The 20,101-nt window shown below is 70.3% G+C and carries 16 protein-coding genes; 9 read left to right on the top strand and 7 right to left on the bottom strand.

The window, feature by feature from the left end; translation table 11 throughout:
• Positions 1-30 precede the first annotated feature (30 nt).
• On the bottom strand, positions 31-4,434 hold the full coding sequence (locus AC07EJ_RS11285; RefSeq protein WP_478884100.1) for an FtsK/SpoIIIE domain-containing protein: 4,404 nt from the start codon (positions 4,432-4,434) through the stop codon (positions 31-33).
• A 296-nt stretch (positions 4,435-4,730) separates the two neighbouring features.
• Here AC07EJ_RS11285 and AC07EJ_RS11280 point away from each other — a divergent pair, with 296 nt between their 5' ends.
• The gene (locus AC07EJ_RS11280) at positions 4,731-5,681 is read left to right on the top strand and encodes a hypothetical protein (protein ID WP_393581554.1); all 951 of its coding nucleotides are present in this window, start codon (positions 4,731-4,733) and stop codon (positions 5,679-5,681) included.
• Between the two features lie 40 nt (positions 5,682-5,721).
• Here AC07EJ_RS11280 and AC07EJ_RS11275 read toward each other — a convergent pair whose 3' ends face one another.
• Together AC07EJ_RS11275 and AC07EJ_RS11270 are read right to left on the bottom strand one after the other, a co-directional pair.
• The gene (locus AC07EJ_RS11275; RefSeq protein ID WP_478884099.1) at positions 5,722-6,375 is read right to left on the bottom strand and encodes a sigma-70 family RNA polymerase sigma factor; all 654 of its coding nucleotides are present in this window, start codon (positions 6,373-6,375) and stop codon (positions 5,722-5,724) included.
• 370 nt (positions 6,376-6,745) lie between these two features.
• On the bottom strand, positions 6,746-7,525 hold the full coding sequence (locus AC07EJ_RS11270) for a LamG domain-containing protein (protein ID WP_389489819.1): 780 nt from the start codon (positions 7,523-7,525) through the stop codon (positions 6,746-6,748).
• A 224-nt stretch (positions 7,526-7,749) separates the two neighbouring features.
• Between AC07EJ_RS11270 and AC07EJ_RS11265 the strand changes: the two genes are divergently transcribed.
• The 3 genes from AC07EJ_RS11265 (at position 7,750) to AC07EJ_RS11255 (ending at position 10,188) form a co-directional block, all read left to right on the top strand.
• On the top strand, positions 7,750-8,511 hold the full coding sequence (locus tag AC07EJ_RS11265) for a DeoR/GlpR family DNA-binding transcription regulator (RefSeq protein ID WP_393581552.1): 762 nt from the start codon (positions 7,750-7,752) through the stop codon (positions 8,509-8,511).
• Between the two features lie 111 nt (positions 8,512-8,622).
• Entirely contained in the window at positions 8,623-8,919 is a 297-nt protein-coding gene (locus AC07EJ_RS11260) for a hypothetical protein (protein ID WP_478884098.1), read from the top strand.
• 162 nt (positions 8,920-9,081) lie between these two features.
• Positions 9,082-10,188 (top strand): hypothetical protein, encoded by a 1,107-nt coding sequence (locus AC07EJ_RS11255; protein ID WP_478884097.1) that lies wholly within the window; start codon positions 9,082-9,084, stop codon positions 10,186-10,188.
• Here AC07EJ_RS11255 and AC07EJ_RS11250 read toward each other — a convergent pair.
• A complete protein-coding gene (locus tag AC07EJ_RS11250) occupies positions 10,154-10,927 on the bottom strand; it encodes a GNAT family N-acetyltransferase (protein WP_389489811.1) in 774 nt (257 codons plus the stop codon). The two genes, AC07EJ_RS11255 and AC07EJ_RS11250, sit on opposite strands and share 35 nt — an antisense overlap.
• Before the next feature lie 91 nt (positions 10,928-11,018).
• Positions 11,019-11,864, bottom strand: a complete 846-nt coding sequence (locus AC07EJ_RS11245) for a class I SAM-dependent methyltransferase (protein WP_389489809.1) — start codon at positions 11,862-11,864, stop codon at positions 11,019-11,021.
• Between the two features lie 234 nt (positions 11,865-12,098).
• On the opposite strand from AC07EJ_RS11245, the gene AC07EJ_RS11240 reads away from it, so the two are divergent.
• The gene (locus tag AC07EJ_RS11240; protein WP_478884096.1) at positions 12,099-13,571 is read left to right on the top strand and encodes a N,N-dimethylformamidase beta subunit family domain-containing protein; all 1,473 of its coding nucleotides are present in this window, start codon (positions 12,099-12,101) and stop codon (positions 13,569-13,571) included.
• Here AC07EJ_RS11240 and AC07EJ_RS11235 read toward each other — a convergent pair.
• Together AC07EJ_RS11235 and AC07EJ_RS11230 are read right to left on the bottom strand one after the other, a co-directional pair.
• Positions 13,519-14,277 (bottom strand): HAD family hydrolase, encoded by a 759-nt coding sequence (locus tag AC07EJ_RS11235; RefSeq protein ID WP_478884095.1) that lies wholly within the window; start codon positions 14,275-14,277, stop codon positions 13,519-13,521. The two genes, AC07EJ_RS11240 and AC07EJ_RS11235, sit on opposite strands and share 53 nt — an antisense overlap.
• Position 14,278: 1 nt before the next feature.
• Positions 14,279-15,442, bottom strand: a complete 1,164-nt coding sequence (locus tag AC07EJ_RS11230; protein ID WP_393581548.1) for a serine/threonine protein kinase — start codon at positions 15,440-15,442, stop codon at positions 14,279-14,281.
• Positions 15,443-15,762: 320 nt separating this feature from the next.
• On the opposite strand from AC07EJ_RS11230, the gene AC07EJ_RS11225 reads away from it, so the two are divergent.
• From AC07EJ_RS11225 to AC07EJ_RS11210, 4 genes are all read left to right on the top strand, one after another.
• Complete coding sequence (locus AC07EJ_RS11225; RefSeq protein ID WP_389489803.1) at positions 15,763-17,064, top strand: extracellular solute-binding protein; 1,302 nt, start codon at positions 15,763-15,765, stop codon at positions 17,062-17,064.
• Positions 17,054-18,040, top strand: coding sequence for a carbohydrate ABC transporter permease (locus tag AC07EJ_RS11220; protein ID WP_389489801.1), 987 nt, complete (start codon positions 17,054-17,056; stop codon positions 18,038-18,040). Before AC07EJ_RS11225 ends, AC07EJ_RS11220 begins: the two co-directional genes overlap by 11 nt.
• Positions 18,037-18,903 (top strand): carbohydrate ABC transporter permease, encoded by an 867-nt coding sequence (locus tag AC07EJ_RS11215; protein ID WP_478884094.1) that lies wholly within the window; start codon positions 18,037-18,039, stop codon positions 18,901-18,903. The genes AC07EJ_RS11220 and AC07EJ_RS11215 overlap by 4 nt, the downstream gene beginning before the upstream one ends.
• Before the next feature lie 72 nt (positions 18,904-18,975).
• Complete coding sequence (locus AC07EJ_RS11210; protein ID WP_478884093.1) at positions 18,976-20,073, top strand: radical SAM protein; 1,098 nt, start codon at positions 18,976-18,978, stop codon at positions 20,071-20,073.
• Positions 20,074-20,101 lie beyond the last annotated feature (28 nt).

Genomic DNA, 20,101 nt, shown 5'->3' with positions numbered 1-20,101 from the left:
CAGGCGCGGGAGCCCTTCTCCGTACCTCGTTCAGGACGCGGCCGGTGCCTCCGGCTCGGGCAGCGCCACCTCCGGGATCTGCACCGTACGCAGCACCCCGTCCCCGAGATGCATCATCGCCCGCCCCGCCTTGGCCGTGCCGAGCCGGCCGCGCGGGATCTTCGCGCCGATCAGATCGCCGTCACCGACGTTCTGCGGACTGAGCAGCAGCCCCTGCCGGTTGCGCCGCATGTCCGCGCTCCAGCCGGAGTACGCCGATGCGATGCGGTCCAACTGGCCCGAGGCGATGAGCCCTTGACCGATCTCGGCGCCGGTCCGCGCGATGCGGTTGAGCACCTCCTCGGCCTGGGTCTGCAACAGCAGGTCCGCGTCGTCGAGGATCACCACGACGCCGCCCGGAGCCTGGCCCAGCGCCTCCTCCAGGGCGTCCGGCTCGATGTCGGCGCCGTCGAACACGGCGAGCACCCCGGGCCGCCCTGCCAGGCCCCGCAACGGGGAGCGGCGCGGCGCCCCGACGACGACCGCCGTGCCGGCGTCGAGCAGCGACAGCGCCATGGTCAGCAGTGCCGTACTGCGGCCCGACCGGGACGGGCCGGCCACCAGGAAGGTGGGTGTCAGCGTCAAGTCCGGTCCCAGTGCGCCGAGTTGGTCGCCGCCGACCGCCGCCATCGCCCACATCGGGCCCGGCCGCTGCGCGGGAAGATATCCGGCCGCCTGCTCGTAGTCGAGCCGGTCCGGCAGCACGTCCACCCTGAACGGCCTTGCGGAGGAGGGCACTTGGGCGTCCCGCTCCTGGCAGTCCGCGCCGATCCGCTGCAGTTCGGCGGCCTGTGCCTGTCCGCTGCCGTCCGGGCCGAGCAGCGCGATCTGCACCTCGGCCTTGTCCGCGCCACGCAGTGCGCGGCCGGAGGGGATGTCGTCGGGCACCGAGCGCTGGTTGACGCCGATGTTGGCGTACTCCGACTTCTCGTTGAGGCGCAGCACCAGCTTGTCGTCGGTGGTCGAGCTGATCCGGCTGGTGAACAGCGACCGGTCGCCCGCGAGCACCACATGGATGCCGACGCTCGCGCCGTCCCGCAGCAGCCCCATCACCGCGTCCTGCAGGCTGCCGCCGTCGAACTCGCCGAGGGTCTTCTCGAACACCTCCCAGCGGTCGAGCAGCAGCAGGATGTGGGCCGGCCGCTCCTCGGGCGGCAGGGCCCGGCGCAGCTCCGGCAGATCGGCCGCGCCCCTTGCCGCGAGCAGTCCTTGACGGTGCGCCACCTCGCGGACGAGCCGGGACAGCAGCCGCGCGACCCGCTCGGGCTGGGTGCGCTGCACGACGGCGCCGCAATGCGGCAGCGACTCCAGGGCGAGCAGCGCGCCGTTGCCGCAGTCGATGCCGTAGATGTGCAGATCGGCCGAGGAGTACGCACGGGCCGCCGACCCCGCGAGGGTGCGCAGTGTCTGTGAACGGCCGGCCCGCGGGGAGCCGATGATGTGCAGATGCCCGAGCGTGGCAGGGTCGAGGACCAGCGGATTCTGCGCTTGATCCTCGGGCCGGTCCACGATGCCGTACGCGACCGGCTGCAGCGCGTAGGAACCGCTCTCGGTGACCGGCGGGAGGTCGTCCGGAACGAGGGTGGACGGCAGCGCGGGCAGCCACGGGCTGTGCTGCGGCGCGATGTTCATGTCCCGGTTCGCGACGCGGATCGCCTCGACGAGGTCGGCGAGGTCGGTGATCGCGTCGTCGGACTGCTGCCGGGTGGCGCGCGGCCGTCCGGGCAGCGGCTGGCCGAGCTGGCTCCAGCCGATCGGCACCACCCATGGGGCGGGCGCCGTGTCCTGCGCGGTGCCGGGGCGCCGCCCGCCGACCCGCCCGGCCTGGAACGGCACGAGCGAGTTCTGGCCCAGGCGGACATAGGCCCGGCCAGGCGTGCTCTTCGCGATCGAGGCGGCCTCCGGGGAGGTCAGCACGTCCTGGCTCTCCGCGCTGTCGGTCACGCGCAGCGCGATCCGCAGGTTGGTGTTGGCGCGGATCTCGGGGGAGACGACGCCGCTGGGGCGCTGGGTCGCCAGGATCAGGTGGATACCGAGGGAGCGGCCCCGCTGGGCGATGTTGACCAGGCCCTTCACGAAGTCGGGCAGATCACGCACCATCGAGGCGAACTCGTCGATGACGATGAGCAGTCGGGGCATCGGCGTACGTCCCGGCTCGCGCACCAGCAGATCGACGTAGTCCTCGATGTCCTTGGCGCCTGCCTCGGCGAGGATGTGCTCGCGCCGCCGCAGCTCCGCCGAGAGCGAGGTCAGCGCCCGCTCGACGAGATGGGCGTCGAGGTCGGTGACCATGCCCACGGTGTGCGGCAGCAGCGTGCAGTCCTTGAACGCGGAGCCGCCCTTGTAGTCGACCAGCACGAACGTCATGGCGTCGGGACGGTTGGCCACCGCCAGCGACGCGACGATCGTCTGCAGCAGTTCGGACTTGCCGGAGCCGGTGGTCCCGGCGACCAGGCCGTGCGGCCCGTCCCTCTTGAGGTCCAGGGCGAACGCGCCGTCGAGCGAGATGCCGACCACCGCCGACGTGGTGCGGCCGCCGGTCTTCCACCGTGCGCTGATCTGCTCGGGAGTGGGGGAGTCCAGGGCCAGTACGTCCAGGAGGCGGGCGGCGCCGGGCAGCACCGCGCCCTCGTCCTCGGCGCCGCCGCTGTCGCGCAGCGGGCCGAGCGCGCGGGCGATGGAGCGGCACCAGTGCGCGGACACCACGTCGGCCCGGACCCCGGGCACGGTGGCAGAGCCGGACGTGCCGACCCTGAGGGTTCCGTCCCGCTCCTCGACCACCACGGCCTGGCACTCTTCGGGCAGCAGTCGCTCCTCGGTGTCCAGGCATACGGTGTGCACCCCGACCGCGGGGCCGTCGCGCAGGATCTGCACCACACCGGGCAGCGAGCGCAGCCGGCGGGCGCCGTCCAGGACGACGAGGATGTCGGGCTCTCGGGTGACGGCACCGCGCGAGTCACGGGCGGCGGCGGTGCGCGCCGCGATGAGTGCGGTGAGTTCGGCGACCCGGCGGGCCGAGGTCTCCGTGTCGGTGCCGACGGTGGCCGGCACCTCGCTCGACTGGTGGCGCACGTGCGGCAGCCAGCGGATCCAGGACCACACCTGCTCCCCGTCCTGGCCGCTCGTCAGGATGTAGATCCGCAGGTCCTTGGGGCTGTGCAGCACGGCGGCCTGGGCCGTGACCCAGCGGGCGAGAGCCCGCGCGGCCGGGCCGTCACCTGAGATGCCGAGCACCTTGTGCTCGCGCAGCGCCACCGTGACCGGCACGTCGAGCGCCGTCCAGGACACCTTGCGCCGGTGCTCGTCCTGAGTGGGGTCGGTCAGCACGACGGCGGACGGCTGATCGGCGGTACCCACCCGCAGTTCGAGGAAGTCCGCGTCGGAGGTGCGCCGCTCCCACAGCCTGCGGCGCGGTCCGACCGCGGTGAGCAGCACGCTCGCCGGATCGGGGAAACCCCGTCGGCGCGAGGTGCGCTCGGTGACCAGCGCCTCCTGCGCCTCGGTCTCGATGCGCTCCTTCTTCTCGTTGTACTCGGCGAGCGTCTCGGCGTACGTCTGCTTGCCGCTGCGCTTGTTCACGTAGTGGTTGGCGACGATGGAGATCGGCGAGAGCAGGCCGAACAGCAGCGCGTACAGGCGGCCGAAGATCAGCACGGCGGCGACGGCCATCACGACCGGCAGGATCGCCGTGATGTACGGCAACGGGCGCTTGGCCGGCTGGGTCGGCGGGGACGGGAGGGTGAACTGGGTCTTCGGCACCGGCGGGCGCAGCCGCGGTGGCCGGTTGTAGTCCCAGCCCGTGCCGTCCTCGGAGCGCTGCACCGCCGCGTCGGGCCGCTCCGGCACGACGAGTTCGAGCAGGCTGTCGCCCACCCGGAGCTGGGCGCCGACCGGCCAGGGCTTCTCCTTGTCGAGCGCCTCGCGGTCCAGCTCCAGCTTTCCGTCCGACTTCTGCGGTGAGAGGCGGCAGCGCCCGCCGGGGCCGACGCGCAGCCCCGCGAACATCAGGTCGGGGACGCTCCGCTGGATCTGCGGGGTGCCGTCGGTCGCGAGGCCGATCCGGTAGTCGCCCATGTCGAGCCGGTGCACGGCGCCGGCGCCGGGGCCGCTCACGACCCGCGCCTCGATCAGGCCGCTCGGCTCGTCGGGGTCGGCGCCGCCCTGGTGGCCGAGGCCGACGATCGCGGCGTCCCGCAACGGCGAGTCCCGCAGGGGGAGTTCGGGCGGCAGCTCGCCGCCGTCGATATGGATCCCGGAGCCGGTGGGCGGCAGCGGCCGGCCGCCGGCCTCGGCGAGCGCCTGCGCGATGGCGCCGACCGGAGTGTCGGGGTCGGCGTCCAGATGGACATCGAAGGCGTCGCCGGTGTCGTCGACGACGGTGAAGATCAGGGACACGGGGGACTCCTCCTGAGAGGCCGGAACCGATGGAGAGGGAAGGGAGAGAGGAGGGGAGGGGGAGGGATGTGAGAGGGAAGGGGAAAACGCTGAGAACAGGGGTTGGCCGTCGCGGGGGGGCGTCGGCAACGGGCCCTACGGCCGTGGCCGCGAGGTGGTTCACGAAGGAGCGCCGGACCGGCCGCGCCACGGGTCACGCCACCGGTCAGGGGGCCCGGTGAACCATCCCGGTGCAGGCCGCGTAGCCACCGGTCGACGCTCCCCGCACCGCACTTGACGTGATGAAGGTGGTTGCCATGAACCTGCTTGTCGTCCTGGCCGTCGTGCTCGTCCTGGCCCTGATCGCTGCCATCTCGGTGCTGGTCCGCACCGAGCTGAAGGCGAAGAGGCCGGTGTCGGCCGCGCCGCGGGCCGAGGTCACCGGACGGGAGGCGCTGGACGCCATCGACCTCGGCCTGCGCCGGCTCGCGGCCGACTGCCGGCGCTCCGGCCGCTCGCTGCCCGATGTCTACGCCCTCGGCTACACCGGCGCCGAACTCGCCCTGCGGCTCACCGACCCCGACGCGCACGCGCCCGCCCCGTGGACCTCCGACGAGGAGGGTGAGGAATGGCGGGCGCAGACAACCGAGTTGAGCGACGCCGGGGTCGACGTCTCGGCTACGCAGCCTTACCCGCTCGCGGTGACGGTCGGAATCCACAAGGGCGAGCGGGTGCTCGTCGACCTGTCGCGGGCCTCCGCGCCGATCTCGGTGACCGGGGACGGCGAAGCCGTACGGCAGTTGGTGCGGGCCCTGGTGACCGAGCTGATCACCGGCCCCGTGGGGCGGCGCGCGGAGGTGACCCTCGTGGGGTCGGCCGCGACGGCCGAGATGACCGTCGGGCTCGGCCTGATGTCTGCGCGCCTGCACACCGTCGCCACCCTCGACGAGGGCCTGACCGATGGCGCGGACCAGACCTCGGGCCGTGAGCGGACCGGCTCGACCACCGCGGTGACCCAGGTCTTCCGGCTGATCGAGGGCGGCGGTCCGGTCGGGGTGCAGGGCCGGGCGCCCCGGCTCTTCGTGCTGCACGCGGCCCAGTTCGTGGAGGAGCGCGCCGCCATGACGAATCTGCACACCGCCGACGCGCTTCTCGTTCTTGGGGAGGCCCCGGACTTCGCGTGGCGCTTCCACGTGAGCGCCGACGGCTCGCTCGACACCGGGCCGCTCGGCCTGTGGATCAGCACGCACGCCGGCCGACTGGCATGACTCCCTGTCATATGTGATGTGTGCATGACAACTCCAATGCTTAAGCGGCCGTCAGACCACGGCTGTTGAGCCCGTCGCGCAGGGCACGCATCGCATAGTGCGTGCGCGACTTGACCGTCCCGGGCGGTACGCCCAGCACGCGTGCAGTCTGGTTCACGCTGCGCCCCATGTAGTAGACGTGGAGCAGGACCTCGCGCTGGAACGGCGCGAGGTCGCGCAGCGCGTCGACCACGATCTGGACCGTGAGCGCGTCGTCCACCCCGTCGGCCACGGGCAGTTGGGCCATGTCCGGGCCCTCCTCCTCGGGCGGCCGCGCCTGTCGTCCCCGGTACCCGTCGATCACCAGGTTGCGTACGACATGGAAGAGCCACGGGCGTATCGCCTCGGCGGTCGGGTCGAGTTCGGCGGCGTGCTGCCAGGCGCGTATCGCCGCCTCCTGCAGCACGTCCTCGGCGCGATGCCAGTCGCCGCCGAGCAGCCGGGCCGCGAACCGGAGCAGTACGGCTCCGTGGCGTTCGTACACCGCGCGCAGGAACACTTCGGCGGACGCGCCGTCGGCGGCCACTGCGTCGGCGGACGCGGCCTGGGCAGACGCGGCCAGAGCGGACGCGGCTTGGGCGGACGAGGCTTGGGCGGATACGGCCTCGGCGGGCGTCGCGTCACGGGCGGTCGTGGGGGGAGAGGAAACCAGCATGGTTGTTTGCCTCCGGGCACTCCGAGTGCACCTTTGCACTTCTGAAGTCGGACGTCGCCGGTAACAGACAGGTCCCATCCGTCACTTGGAGCGACTGCAGCAGTTTTACGGTGATGCGGGCAACAAGGACGGGCCCGTTCCGTCACGGATGCCGACCGACTGTGACCGGTCGGTTCGTGGTGGTCGGGGCGGCGACGTGCGGTCTCTTCGCCCGAGTCGCGTGTCCGGATGCCCGCTCTGCCCGAAGTCGGGCCCGCTTGCGGTCCGTCGACCCTTCGGTCGCGGTCCGAAGCGGGCCCGGATCCGGGCAATCAGACCTGAGTTCTGTCGTTCGGATCAGGCTGTCTGCCGCGCGGCGTGACCTACTGACCTACTGTGCGCCGTCTTCCTGCGCGAGCCGGCGCACCTCGGCCGGGCCGAGCGCGCGGGCGAAGACCCGTACGTTGCCGATGGCGCCCGGCCAGAAGTCGGCCCCCTTGCCCTTGGACTTGCCACGCCCGATCACGAGATGGCCCGTGGGGTGCTCGGGGTTCTGCGCCGTGATCTTCCCGGCCGCCTTGCCGTCCACATAGATCCGCAGCTGGCTGTCGGCGTGGCTGTAGGTGCCGGTGAGGTGGTACCAGCGGCCGAACTCCGGGGCCGGTACGCCCTTGGCCAGGGCACGCTTGTCGGCGAAGCTGAACGCGAAGCGCTTGCCCTCCGGGACGTACTGGAGATAAAAGACGCTCGCGTCCTTGCCGTCGAGCGAGACGGCCGTGCGGAACCCGTCGGCGTCGAGCCGCACCAGGGCCGACACCGTGTAGTCGTCGTTCACGGTGTCGAGGATCTGGGCTCCGGTGTCCGCGGACCCGGTCCGCCCGTCGAAGAGCAGGGCCGAGCCGTGCGGGCCCTGTGCCCAGCCGGCCCCGCCGATGAGCGTCGCGCCGTGCCCGCCGACCGGGTCGGCGACCGTCTGGCCCTGCTTCTCACGCGCGGGCCACCAGCCGACGCCTTTCAGTGCGGCGTCCGAACTCACCTGTTCTGAGGGTGACTTGGGCTTGGCCTCGGCCGAACCGCCGCCCTCGATGTTCAAGGTGACGAAGGTGAGAGCTACGGCGAGTACGGCGATCACGCCGATCAGGGACCACCGGATGGTCTGCCGCTGATTCATGGGAGGAACCTCTCCTGAGCTGCGAGGGGGCGGTGTCTGCTCGTTGGCTGACGGACCGCGTCCGGAACTGGTTCACCGGCCGGCGCAGCAGGCAAACGGGCGGATGCGGGCAGCACCCGATGCGGAACGGGTGGGTGTCGACTCGCGGGGCGGAGGTATAAACACTCATCCGGGCCTGTTCGGGCCCGCATGCCCGAACACCCAAGCGGCATCAGGGAGTTGACATGCGGTCAGAGGAACGGCACCACCGGCTGCTGATCCTGGCGCGACGGCGGGGCCGGGTCGAGGTCGCCGACCTTGCCGCCGACTTCGGGGTCGCGCCCGAGACCATCCGCCGGGACCTCGGCGAACTGGAGCGGCGTGGCCTGGTGCGCCGTACCCACGGGGGCGCGTACCCGGTGGAGAGCGCCGGGTTCGAGACGGACCTCGCACAGCGGGTGACGCTCCACGTGGAGAACAAGCGGCGGATCGCGGCGCAGGGCGCGCGGCTGCTCGGCGACGCCGAGACCGTGTTCGTGGACGAGGGCTACACGCCCCAGATCCTCGCCTCGCTGCTGCCGGCCGACCGGCCCTTGACGCTGGTGACCGCGTCGCTGCCGACCGCCGCGGCGGCCGTGGAATCTCCGCACCTCACGGTGCTGCTGCTGGGCGGCCGCGTCCGTGCCCGGACGCTCGCGAACGTAGGCTCCTGGGCCTGCGCCATGCTCTCCGGACTGGTCATCGATCTCGCCTACCTCGGATCGAACGGAATCTCACGGGAGTTCGGGCTGACCACCCCCGACCCGGTCGTTGCGGATGTGAAGGCCAAGGCCCTCGAGGTGTCGCGGCGGCGCGTCTTCCTGGGGCATCACGGGAAGTTCGGCGCCAGCAGCTTCTGCCGCTTCGCCGATGTCGGCGACTTCGAGACGATCGTCACCGACACCGGTCTGCCCGCGGCCGAGGCCCGCCGCTACTCCCTACTGGGCCCACAGATCATTCGGGTCTGATCATGTGCCATTCCGAGCGGGTTGGTTCCGCCCGCCGATGTGTGGCAGCGTGGCTGCGACTCGCACCGGCTCACCGGCTGCTTTCGATACCGCCCCAGCTGTGAGGTGCACATGGGACGACCAAGCCGGGGCCTGTTACTCGTGCTTGCTCTGGTCCTCGCCGTGACGGCGGTTCACGGGATCCTCGACGCCACGTTCGTGGTGAAGTTGGTCGCCGACGCGCTTGTGGGGCTCTGCTGGCTGTTCGCCGCTCCGTTTCTCCTCCTGCGACTCGCACCTGACGCCGAAGGTGGGTCCGATGCCGCCGTTCCGGACGCCGGTGGGGAGTCCCCCCTGCAGCACACCGCCGTGCGGTTCCGTGTCGACGAGGACTCCCGCGCGAGATCCCATTGGCGCTACGGACCGTAGCCCCGACGGTACGCCTTGCGTCATGTTCGTGCCGGATCCGGCCATTTGACCTTGGCCGTCACGGGTTCGGCGGCGCCTCTGCCAGCATGAACGGCCAGAGGCGGGCGGGGGTGAGTGCCACCCCGTGGGCCTGCCGCAGCCGAGACACCCAGGAGCGCCGTGGTGACCGCAGTACGCATCAGCTCGGCCGTCATGACCCACCCCGTGCGCAAGGCGCAGGCCGAGGAGCTGGCCGAGCGGCTGGGGCTGGGCGGGCTGGCCCTGGACCCCGATCCGGACGGGCCGCCTTCGGCGTTGCGTACCGCACTCGTGGCATGGGCCGCCGCGGCCCCGTACGCGAGCCACCATCTGGTGGTCCAGGACGATGTGTCGGGCCCCGACTTCCTGCTGGACCTTGTCAGCAAAGCCGTGAGCCGGTTCCCCGACGAGGCCTTGGTCTTCTACACCAACTGGCATGCCCGCAACGGCTCCGCGTCCCGCCTCGCCGCCCTCGCCGGAGCTGCCTGGGTCCGGGCTGTGCCCGACGAGTTCACACCGTCGCTGGGTGTCTGCCTGCCCGTCGGCGTTGCCGCCGAATTCCGGGAGTACGCCCGCGACAGCGTGGAACGGCACGACGACGAGCTGCTGACGCGCTTCTTCCGCTCCCGCGGGCGGATGGGCCTGCTCGCCGTCCCCAATGTCCTCGAGCACATCGGCACCAGCAGCATCAACGGGCATGCCACCCAGGGCATCCGGCTCGCGGTCTGCCCCACGGACGCCGAAGACGCCGAGCCGCTGCTGCGCGACGGCTGGGTTCTGGAAGACCTCGACTGGCTCCCCTACATGCGGTACGGGGAGGGCTATGTGCGCCTCGCCGGCCAGGAGAACGATCCGGGCGGCGGGCGCGGACACCACCGCTGGCAGGACGCCCTGCCGAGGATCGGTCTGACCGAGGAGCGGGTCCGTGACACGGTCGCCGAGCGCATGCCCGTGGATCTGGCCGCCGATGTGGCCCGCGTCTTCGGCGCGGGCTTCGCACAGGAGCTGTGGATCCACTGCCTCATGCTCGGCCGCCAGGCCACGGTCGCCCTCGACAGACATGCCCCGGACGGTGCCCGTTCGACGACTGCCCCCGCTCACGGCCGGCTGATGGAGGCCGCCGTGTCCACTGTCGGACCCGCCGGTCTGCCGCCCGAGCGCCGGCCCGAGGCGGGGCCGGCGCAGAAGCGGCTGATGACCGAATTCGCCTGGAGCGCTATTCGTTGCGGGAAGCTGCTGCTCGACCGGTGACCGGGTGCGTGATCCATACGCCGGGTTCCCAGTAGGCGCCGAGATCGCCGGCCCGGTCGACGACCAGCGGCGCGAGACCACCGGGGAAGACGTACTCCCCGTCGTCCGGGAAGGCCATCCCCGTCCAGCTCTCCCACTCACCGACGGTGCCCGTGATGCGTGACGAGCGCTCCGAGGCGGCGGCGACGGTGCCTCCGGCCGCGACCTGGGTACGGATCCAGGGGTCGAAGGGAGCACCGTCGTCGCGCGTCCAGGCGGCGTAGCGCTCGATCGGGACGAGCGGATAACGGTCTTTCCACGTCGGCCGTACGGGCACGAGCACCGTGCCGAGACCGGCGGAGCGCGCGGTCCGCGCCATCTGGTCCAGCAGTACCTTCGACAGGCCCCTGCCCTGATGGGAGGCCGCGACCTCGATCCCCAGGGCGCACAGCGCGCCGGGGGCACGCCCGGCGTCATGGTCCGCGAAGGCCCGCGCGATGGAGTCGTCCAGGCCGGGGCCGAGCCCTTGCGCGGTGCCGTCCCAGCTGCGGGGCAGCGAGCGGCCGGTGCCGGCGATCTCGTCGTGCTCGTCGTCGTACAGAAGGAACTGGTAGGCGGGAAAGTCGTCGAACAGGCGATTCCAGTAGTCGCCGTTGATGTCTCCGTGCAGGTTGTACTCCGGCACGATCCCGGCGAACTGCTCGGGGATCCGGTCCCACAGTTCCGGTCGCTCCGAGTGACGTACCACCGTCAGGGCCATCGGGTCGGCCTCCTCTCTCTGTGGCCTCCACCTTCGATGCGGCCTTCCCGTTCTCTCCCGTCTTCGCGGGCCGCTTCCCGTTCAGGCTTGCTCACGCGGGGACTTCCAGGTCCCAGACGATGACCAGCGGCAGTCCGTCCCAGGCGGCACGGGCCGCGTCCGCGATGAACTCCTCGTAGCCGCCCGGCGCGAGCCGGCCGTTGAAGAGGGGTTCGTGGCAACCGCGGACGGTCAGCCCGGTCTGCCGGAACGCCTCCAGATAGCGGCTGGGCAGGTGCACGTGGTTGCGGACGAACGCCAGGCTCTCGGAGCCGTGGACGAAGAGGCACTGCCCCTGGAGCGAGATGACGAAGGGGTGCATGTCCGAGACGATGATCCGTCCCCCCGGCCGCACGACGCGCGCCAGCTCGGCCAGGCCCTTTGAGGGTTCCGCGAGATGGGTCATGGCCAGGGAGCAGACGGCCAGGTCGACCGAGTCGTCGTCGAGGGGGAGGCGCTCCAGGTTCCCCACCCGGAACTCGGCGTCGGGAGCGTGCGCGGCCGCCTTCTCCAGCATCTGCGGTGACTGGTCCACCCCGACGGTGCGGTGACCGCGCGACGTCAACGCCCGTGTCTGGCGGCCGGTGCCGCAGGCGGCGTCGAGCGCCGTGCCCGCCGGCATGCCGTCGAGCAGAGCGTGCACCACCGGTTCCTCGACTTCGATGTACGAACTGGGGAGGGAGTCGTAGACGGTGGACCAGGCCGCGTAGCCGTCCGCCGCGTCGAGTTCGCTGACCGCCGCGCCGCCGTCGGGCAGGGGCTCCTCGCCGAGGGCGAACCGGCGGATTTCCTCGACGCGTTCGCGCAGAAACTTCTCGTCGCCGTCGAGGGCATGGCGCAGCAACGCCAGCCCTTCGATTCCCAGAACCAGCTCACGCACCCGGAATTCACTGCTCATTCGGCTGCCCCTCACAGGTCGGTGGACAGTGCTGTTGTCGAATGCCGCTCTACCCCGGTGTTCCGGAGAAGAGTCGGCACACCGGCTTTGTGTCCAGAAGGGCGCTACGAGTGGCCGGTTCACAACAGGCTCTTGTCGGGCTCTCCGTTCTTTCCTAGCATGACCGACCGTTGATCCGAACTCATCGCCGATGTATTCACGTTCGAGTCGGGAGACAGTGTGATAGAAGGTTATGTGGGTCGCGAAAGCGTCGTCGTGGGCGGGATTCTGACACTTCATGTGTCGACGGACGCTCGCCGTTTCCGAATGCGCTTCTATCGGCTGGGCGAGAAATTAGGCCTGGTCGCGGAAACGTCATGGCAGCCGGGCGCGCTTCACGGGCCGCCGGACCATCCGTCCGGCATCAGTGGAAGCGCCTGCCCCGCCACCGACTGGAACTGGCCACCGACGGAGTTTCCCGTGCCGGACGACTGGAACCCCGGTATTTATCTGGTGCAGTTCATCGAGGACAGGGCGGACCCTGATGGCCCGGCCCGGGACAAGGGCGTACCCCTTCTCGACGACGAGACCATCGAAGGGTACGAACGGGAATTCTTCGTCGTCCGGCCGCGTCGCCCCGGCCTCCGGTCACGCATCCTCTACAAGAAGTCCACCTTCACCCGCCACGCCTACAACCGATCGGACCGCCCCGGCCAGGAACGCGCCGCCAGCCTCTACGACCAACCGGTCCACCAACAGGGCGTCGACGGCACGGTTCGGGGTCACAAGGTCAGCCTGCACCGCCCCGGCGGCGTGATCGACCTCGCGTACTGGGACGCCCCGTTCGTCTCCTGGCTGGAACGCAACGGCTATCCCGTCGAATACTGCACCGATCTGGATCTGCATGAGGACCGGACACTTCTCGACGCGTACGACCTCTTGCTCAGCGTCGGCCACGACGAGTATTGGAGCTCCGCCATGCGGGCCCATGTGGAGCGGTTCGTACGCGAACGAGGCAATGTCGCCTTTCTGAGCGCCAACACGTGTTGGTGGCGCATTCATCTGACGGACCGCAATACCGCGTTCGTCTCGGACACGGACCATCACGTGGGCGATGAATATCCGCATCTCCCGGCCACCGACCAGTGGTGGCGACCCGAGCCCGACGGAGTCGGAGCCCCGGAGAACACCCTCACCGGAGTGAGTTTCCGAAACGGCGGAATGTGGGCCGCCGCTGCCGAATGGCCGGGGGACCGCCCGCGCGCCGGGTACACCGTTCAGCACGCCAACCACTGGATCTACGAGGGGACAGGGCTGCGGGACGGGGCCGACGGGTGCGTTCCGGACAGACTCGGAGCCGGAACTCCCCTCATCGGATACGAATGCGACGGCGCCGCCTATGCCTTCGACACGGGCGGAGTCGCCCGCGCCACGGGAATCGACGGCACCCCGGAATCCTTTCTCATTCTGGGTATTCACGTCCTCGAACCCGTCCACGAGGACTTCCACCACTTCAAATGGGGCCACTGGAACGGGCCCGTGCGCGAGGCGGCGATCACCAGTCCGCGCGCCGCCACCATGGGCATGTACACCGCCGGCGGCACGGTATTCACCGCCGGTACGACCGACTGGCCCGTCGTCTGCGGCCGGGAACAGGACGCCCACGTCGTCCAGGTCACCCGCAACCTTCTGAACCGGCTGCGGCACCGGACTCCAGCAGAGCACTGAGCTCCCGCAGCCCGGCGATCCGCGCCGCTCCCCGGGGGAGGGGCGGCGCGATCCCGTCGACCGCCCGGTCCGGCCGCCACAGGTGCACGGCCCGCATCCCGGCCGCGAGCGGACCCGCCACGTCCGGCTCCCACATGTCGCCGACGAACAGGGCCTCTCGCGGACGCAGGCCGCATCGGCCGAGGACGCTCCGATAGACGAGGGGGTGCGGCTTGCGGGCACCGGCACGGGCGGAACTGACCACCACATCGACCGGCCCGCCCAGTCCCACCCCGTCGACGGCCCGGTCCAGATCCCAGAACCAGTTCGAGCAGACGGCGACCCGCAGCCCCCGAGCGCGGAGCGCGGCCAGCACCTCGCGGACATCGTCGAAGAGCTCCAGACGGATCGCCTTCATCGCCCGGTCGAGCTCCAGGACCAGCCCCGCCAGCTCTTCCTCGGGCACCCCGCACGTACGCGCCCGCAGCCGAAGGCGCTCCCGTTCCCAGGCGGTGTACGCCCCCTCGCTCACGGAGTGCGCCCGGTGCTCCTCGCCCTCGCGAGGACCCACCGTCCACTGGTCCCCCCACCGCGCGCCCTGTTCCGCCAGACCACGGCGGGCGAAGATCGCCTGATGGCTGGGCGGCAGCGGAGGGACCATGCGGACCAGCGTCCCGTAGAAGTCGAGGATCACGCCCCGGACGGTCTCCGGCTCCTCACCGGTCACCTCAGAACCGGCCGTACCTGCGCGGGAAGTAGTCCTGCATGCTTCCCTCCCGGTCGATGTCGACGGTCGAGCAGTGCAGGCCGCCGCCGAAGGGGCCCACCGCGCGGAACGGCACCGGCACGATCTCGAAGCCGTAGGACGAGAGCTGCTCGGAGAGGCGCACCTCGTTCTCCTCCACGCACAGGGTGTTCTCGTCGAGGTTGAGCATGTTCGCCGCCAGCCACGGGCTGCAGAAGGAGAGCTTCGGCGGATGGTCCCAGCTCGCGGGCTGCACCGCCTCGACGATCTCCCAGTCGTTGAGCTTGAAGAACTCCATCAGCTCGGCGTCGGCGAGCCGCTCGCCGCAGTGCAGCACCAGTCCGGGCCGCAACGGCACCCACGTGGAGTCGATGTGCAGCGGATGCGTGTTGGTGGACGTCACCGCGTGCACCCGATGGTCCGGGAAGTGGCGCTTGAGCCACTGGTAGCCACTCTTGTTGGTGACGAAGGACAGCTGAACGAACAGGTCCTTGCCGAAGCGGGCCACGTCGGCGGCATCGAACAGCGGCTCGGCCTCGGTGAGCACCAGGTCGTAGTCGCGTACCCGGGCGAGCTGCTCCTCGGTCGTCAGTCCGTTGAAGATGTCCCAGAAGCCGGGCTTGTACGAGGCGTCGGTCAGCCGGGGCTTGGGCGCGGCCTCCCAGCGCATCTTCTCGTCGCCGTCGAAGAGCCGCTGGAGAACCGGCCGGTAGCAGAGGTACTCGAACCAGCGGCTGCGATACGACATCGTCGCTTCCAGGACTTCGTTGCCCACGGTCAGCAGCAGGTCCCGTGGTGGCATACAGCCGAACATCGACTCGTGCGTCCACTCGGGTGTGGAGACCGGCCGGTTGAAGTCGAGGGGGGCGGGGCGGTCCACGCGGATGCCGCGGCGCTCCAGCAGCGCCGCGAAGTTGTCGAGCTGCTCGTCGGCCTCGGCCACCATGTCGGCCGGCATCGGGCCGAAGGTGCCCAGCGGGAAGCCGTCGTCGGGATAGTCCCGTCGCACCGCGTGCTCTGGGGCCTGGACCACGGTGCCCTCGGCCCGGCCGACGATGACATGCCGCAGGGGGTCCCAGCCGTTCCATGAGTTGACGCGTAAGGGACCGGTGGCGCCATCCGTGGTGGTCGTCCTCTGCTCGGTCACGTACTCACCCTTCGATAGGAGGCTTCGACAGGAGGTTCCGACAGGAGGGAGGAACAGGTGCCAAAACTGCGGCAGACCGTCGTCACCGTCAAGGACGCCTCCGTCACTCACCGCAGCGAACGCGTCAAAGGTGGCGAGGCGCCCGGGAAGCGGTCGTGACCCCCCGGCGGCTTCCGGGCAGGACAGCGCGGGTGGCCCCGCGAGCGTCGTGGGACGCGCACCGGTGGCTTCCGGCCGAAACATCCTGCGGCCGCGAAGTGACCGATCCAGCGGGGTAGTGAGAGACGGTCGGCACGCCGGAAGCCCCCAGGAGGAAATGCATGGCATCGCACAAGCGTCGCTGGCCCGCGGTCCTGGTGGCCCTGGTGCTGGCATCCGCGGGCTGTTCGTCCGGCGACCGCGGTTCTTCCGGCGCAGGCCGGGGGCGCGGGCACGAGGGGGAGCTGACGGTGTGGCTCACCGTGGATGCCCGGGAGAGCTGGCCCGAGCTGGTGGCGTCGGCCAACGCGCGTTTCGCCGAGAAGTACCCGAAGGTCGATGTGGAGGTGCAGTACCAGCAGTGGACCAGCAAGAACCAGAAGCTGGACGCGGTACTCGCCGGACGCGACGTGCCCGACGTGGTGGAGATGGGCAACAGCGAGACCACCAACTACATCGTCAACGGCGCCTTCGCCTCCGTCGATCCGAAGAGGTTCGACCGGTCGGACCGGTGGCTTCCCGCGCTCGCGGACGCCTGCCGGATGGACGGCGAGACGTACTGCGTGCCCTACTACGCGGGCGCCCGGGTCGGTATCTACCGCACCGACTACCTCGCCAAGGCCGGTGTCTCCTCCGCCCCCCGCACCTACCCCGAACTCATCACCGCCCTCGACAGGCTGAAGAAGAAGTTCGGCACGAAGGACCCGAACTTCTCCGCCTTCTACATGCCCGGCCGTTACTGGTACGCGGCGATGGCCTTCGTCAAGGACGCCGGGGGCGAGATGGCCGTCGAGCGCGGCGGACGGTGGCGCGGCGCCCTGTCCTCTCCCCGGTCCGTCGAGGCGCTCACCACCTGGAAGAAGCTCATCGACGCCTACTACACCGGCGATCGCGCCAAGGACAACGGAGACCAGCCGGCCGTCGTCGGACAGGGCCGTGTCGGCGTCTTCTACGGCAACACCTGGGAGGCCCAGGCCGCCACCGACGCCCGGTCCGGTGGTAATCCCGCCCTCAAGGGCAAGTTCGCGACGTTCGTCTTCCCCGGCCCGTCAGGGAAGCCGCTGCCGCCGTTCCTCGGCGGCTCCACCCTCGCCGTTCCGGCCAAGTCGGGGAACAAGGACCTTGCCGCCGAATGGATCCGCATCTTCACGGACCGTACGTCGCAGCGGCAGTTGATCGCCGCGGACACGTTGCCGAACAACACGGTCCAACTGCGTGATGTCGCTGCCGGGGGCGCGAACGGCCCGGCCGCCAGAGCCGCCGAACGGGGCTGGGTCACTCCACTCGCCCCCGGATGGACCTCCGTCGAGAAGTCCAACATCCTCCCCGAGACGCTGGAACGGATCGCCACCGGCAAGGAGTCGGTCAAGAAGGCCGCCCAGGAGGCGGACCGCAGGATCGACGCGGTGATCAATGAGCGCTGACCGCGCGCCCCGAACCGACCCCCGACCCCGCACCAGCACCAACATCAGCACCGGACGCCGCCACTCCGGCGGCAGGCGCCCGACCCGGCTCCCGCACCTGCTGCCGTATCTGCTGATCGCACCCACCCTGATCGCCCTGGCACTCGTCCTCGGCTATCCGCTCGTCGACATGGTCACGCTGGCCTTCCGGAACATGACCCGCCGGGAACTGTTCAGCGGTGCGACGCCGCCATGGGTCGGACTCGACCAGTACCGCACCATCCTGAGCGACGGGTTCTTCTGGACGGTCGTCGCCCGCACCGCCCTGTTCACCGTCGTCAGCACGGCCCTGACCATGGGGGTCGGTCTGGGTACCGCCCTGCTGATGCGCCGGACATCACCTTGGGTGCGGGCCGTCATGGCCGCCGTGCTGATCGCCGTGTGGGCCATGCCCGTCATGGTGGCCTCCGCGATCTTCCGGTGGCTCTTCGACGCGGACTACGGCATCGTCAACTGGCTGCTGAGCACCCTGCCCGGAGCCGACTTCGCCAAGCACAACTGGTTCACCGACCCCTGGCAGGGCTTCGCCGTCATCACCGCCGTGGTCGTCTGGGGAGCCCTGCCGTTCGCGGCCATCACCCTCCACGCGGCGCTCGCGCAGCTTCCCGCCGAGCTGGAGGAGGCCGCCGTCCTCGACGGAGCGAGCCCCGCCCAGGTCTTCCGGCACATCACCTTCCCGGTCCTCAAACCGACCTTCGTGATGGTGACGACGCTGATGACCATCTGGAACTTCGGTGTCTTCAACCAGATCTGGCTGATGCGGGGCGGCCAGCCCGAGCGCGAGTACTACCTGCTCGGCGTCTACTCCTTCATCGAATCCTTCGCCGTCAACCGCTACAGCACCGGCGCCGCCATCGCCCTCGTCACGGTCGTGCTGCTGCTCGCCGGCTCCGTCGTCTACCTGCGTCAGATGCTCAGGACGGGGGAGGTGGAATGAGTCGCACGAGACGTCCACCGTCCCGGGGCGGTTCACCGGCCCGGCGCGGTCCACGGCTCCGGTACGACCTGCTCGGGCTGTGCGTGGCGGCCGTGGCGGGATTCCCCGTCTTCTGGATGGTGTTCACCGCGTTCCGGCCCGCCTCACAGATCCTGCGGACGCCGCCCGACTTCTGGCCGGGGGAGCTGACTCTCGACAACTTCGGCCGGGCCATGGGCACCGAGACGTTCTGGGCCAACGCCCGCTCCAGCGCCCTCATCGGCGTCGGCACCGTCGTCGTCTCCCTGGTCATCGGCACCCTCGCGGCCTTCGCGCTCGCCCGCTTCCGGTTCGCCGGCCGCAAGGCGTTCGTCCTCGTGATCCTCGGCATCCAGATGATCCCGCTCGCCGCCCTGATCATCCCCGTCTATCTGCTGCTCAACGAGGCCGGCCTGACCGACACCCTCAGCGGGGTGATCCTCACCTACCTCGTCTTCATGCTGCCCTTCACCATTTGGATGCTGCGCGGATTCATCGCCGCCGTCCCCGTGGAGCTGGAGGAGGCGGCGATGGTCGACGGCTGCGGCCGCCTCGGCGCGTTCCGCCGCATCGTCCTTCCCCTGCTCGCCCCGGGCCTGGTCGCCACGTCCGTCTTCGCCATGGTGCAGGCGTGGAACGAGTACGTCCTCGTCTACGTACTCCTGTCCAGCCCGGACAAACAGACCCTCAGCGTCTGGCTGGTCTCCTTCCAGACCGGCTTCGGCACGGACTACGGCGGGCTCATGGCGGGCGCGACCCTCACCGCCCTCCCCGTCGTGGTCTTCTTCCTGGTCGTCCAGCGCCGGATCACCGCCGGGCTGGCTTCCGGCGCCGTCAGGGGCTGAACGCGCGGGACCGGAAGCGGCGGCCGCACCCGCGGCCGCCGGACCTGCCCACAACTCAGAGGAGAGAGCACCGTGACGACAGACCGACTGGACCTGGTCTCCAAGCTGTACCAGCCCTCCGGCTGGCCCCGGATCCTGGAAGCCGCCTCCGGTGCCCCGTCCGGCGCGCCCCTCGTCGTGGACCTCGACCCCACCACCTTCTGCGACCTGGCGTGCCCCGAGTGCATCAGCGGCAAGCTCCTCAACCAGGGGCGCTTCACCCCGGAGCGGCTGGCCGCGCTGGCCGAGGAGCTGGTCGCCCTCTCCGTGCGGGCCGTCGTCCTCATCGGCGGCGGCGAACCGCTCGCCCATCGCGGCACGCGCGGGGTCTTACGCATCCTCGGCGAGGCCGGCCTCGCCGTCGGCGTGGTGACCAACGGCACCATGATCGAACAGAACCTCGACGAGCTGGCCCGCTACGCCAGTTGGGTACGCGTCTCCATCGACGCCGGAACCAGCGAGACGTACGGCGTCTTCCGCCCCGACCGCAAGGGGCGCAGCGCCTTCGACAAGGTGATCCGGAACATGCGGCTGCTGGCCGCGGCCAAGCGCGGCGCTCTCGGATACTCGTTTCTGGTGATGTCCCGTCAGGAACCCGACGGAAGGACCGTCACCAACCACCACGAGGTGCTGCGCGCCGCCGAACTCGCCCACGACATCGGCTGCGACTACTTCGAGACCAAGGCCATGTTCGACGACGACCACCACATCGTGCAGGTTCCGCACGAACTGCTGGACTCCGTCGACGGGCAACTGGCGGAGGCGGCCCGGCTGGAGAGCGACACGTTCCAGCTCGTCAACTCCTCCACCCTGACCGCCCTGCGCAACCACGTGGGCCCTGTCCAGCCCAAGGAATACCACCGCTGCCGCGTGGCCGAACTGCGCACCCTCGTCACCCCGTCCGGCGTCTACGTGTGCGCCTACCACCGGGGTAACCCGCTGGCGCGGATCGGTGACGCCGTGGTGGACGACCTGGCCACGATCTGGAAGGAATCGGACCGCGGCATCGTCGACCCGAGCAGGGACTGCCGGTTCCACTGCGCGCGCCACCGCTCCAACCTGGAGCTGGAGCAGATCGCGCGGGAAGCCGGCAGCCCCCCACTCACCGAGGACTACGACCCCTTCCTCTAGTCACCCGGTCCAAGGCCGGAGTCAGTCA

The organism is Streptomyces sp. NPDC045026 (genome assembly GCF_056432625.1).
The sequence above is the reverse complement of the archived record's forward strand: the minus strand, read 5'-3'. Positions and strand labels throughout refer to the sequence as shown.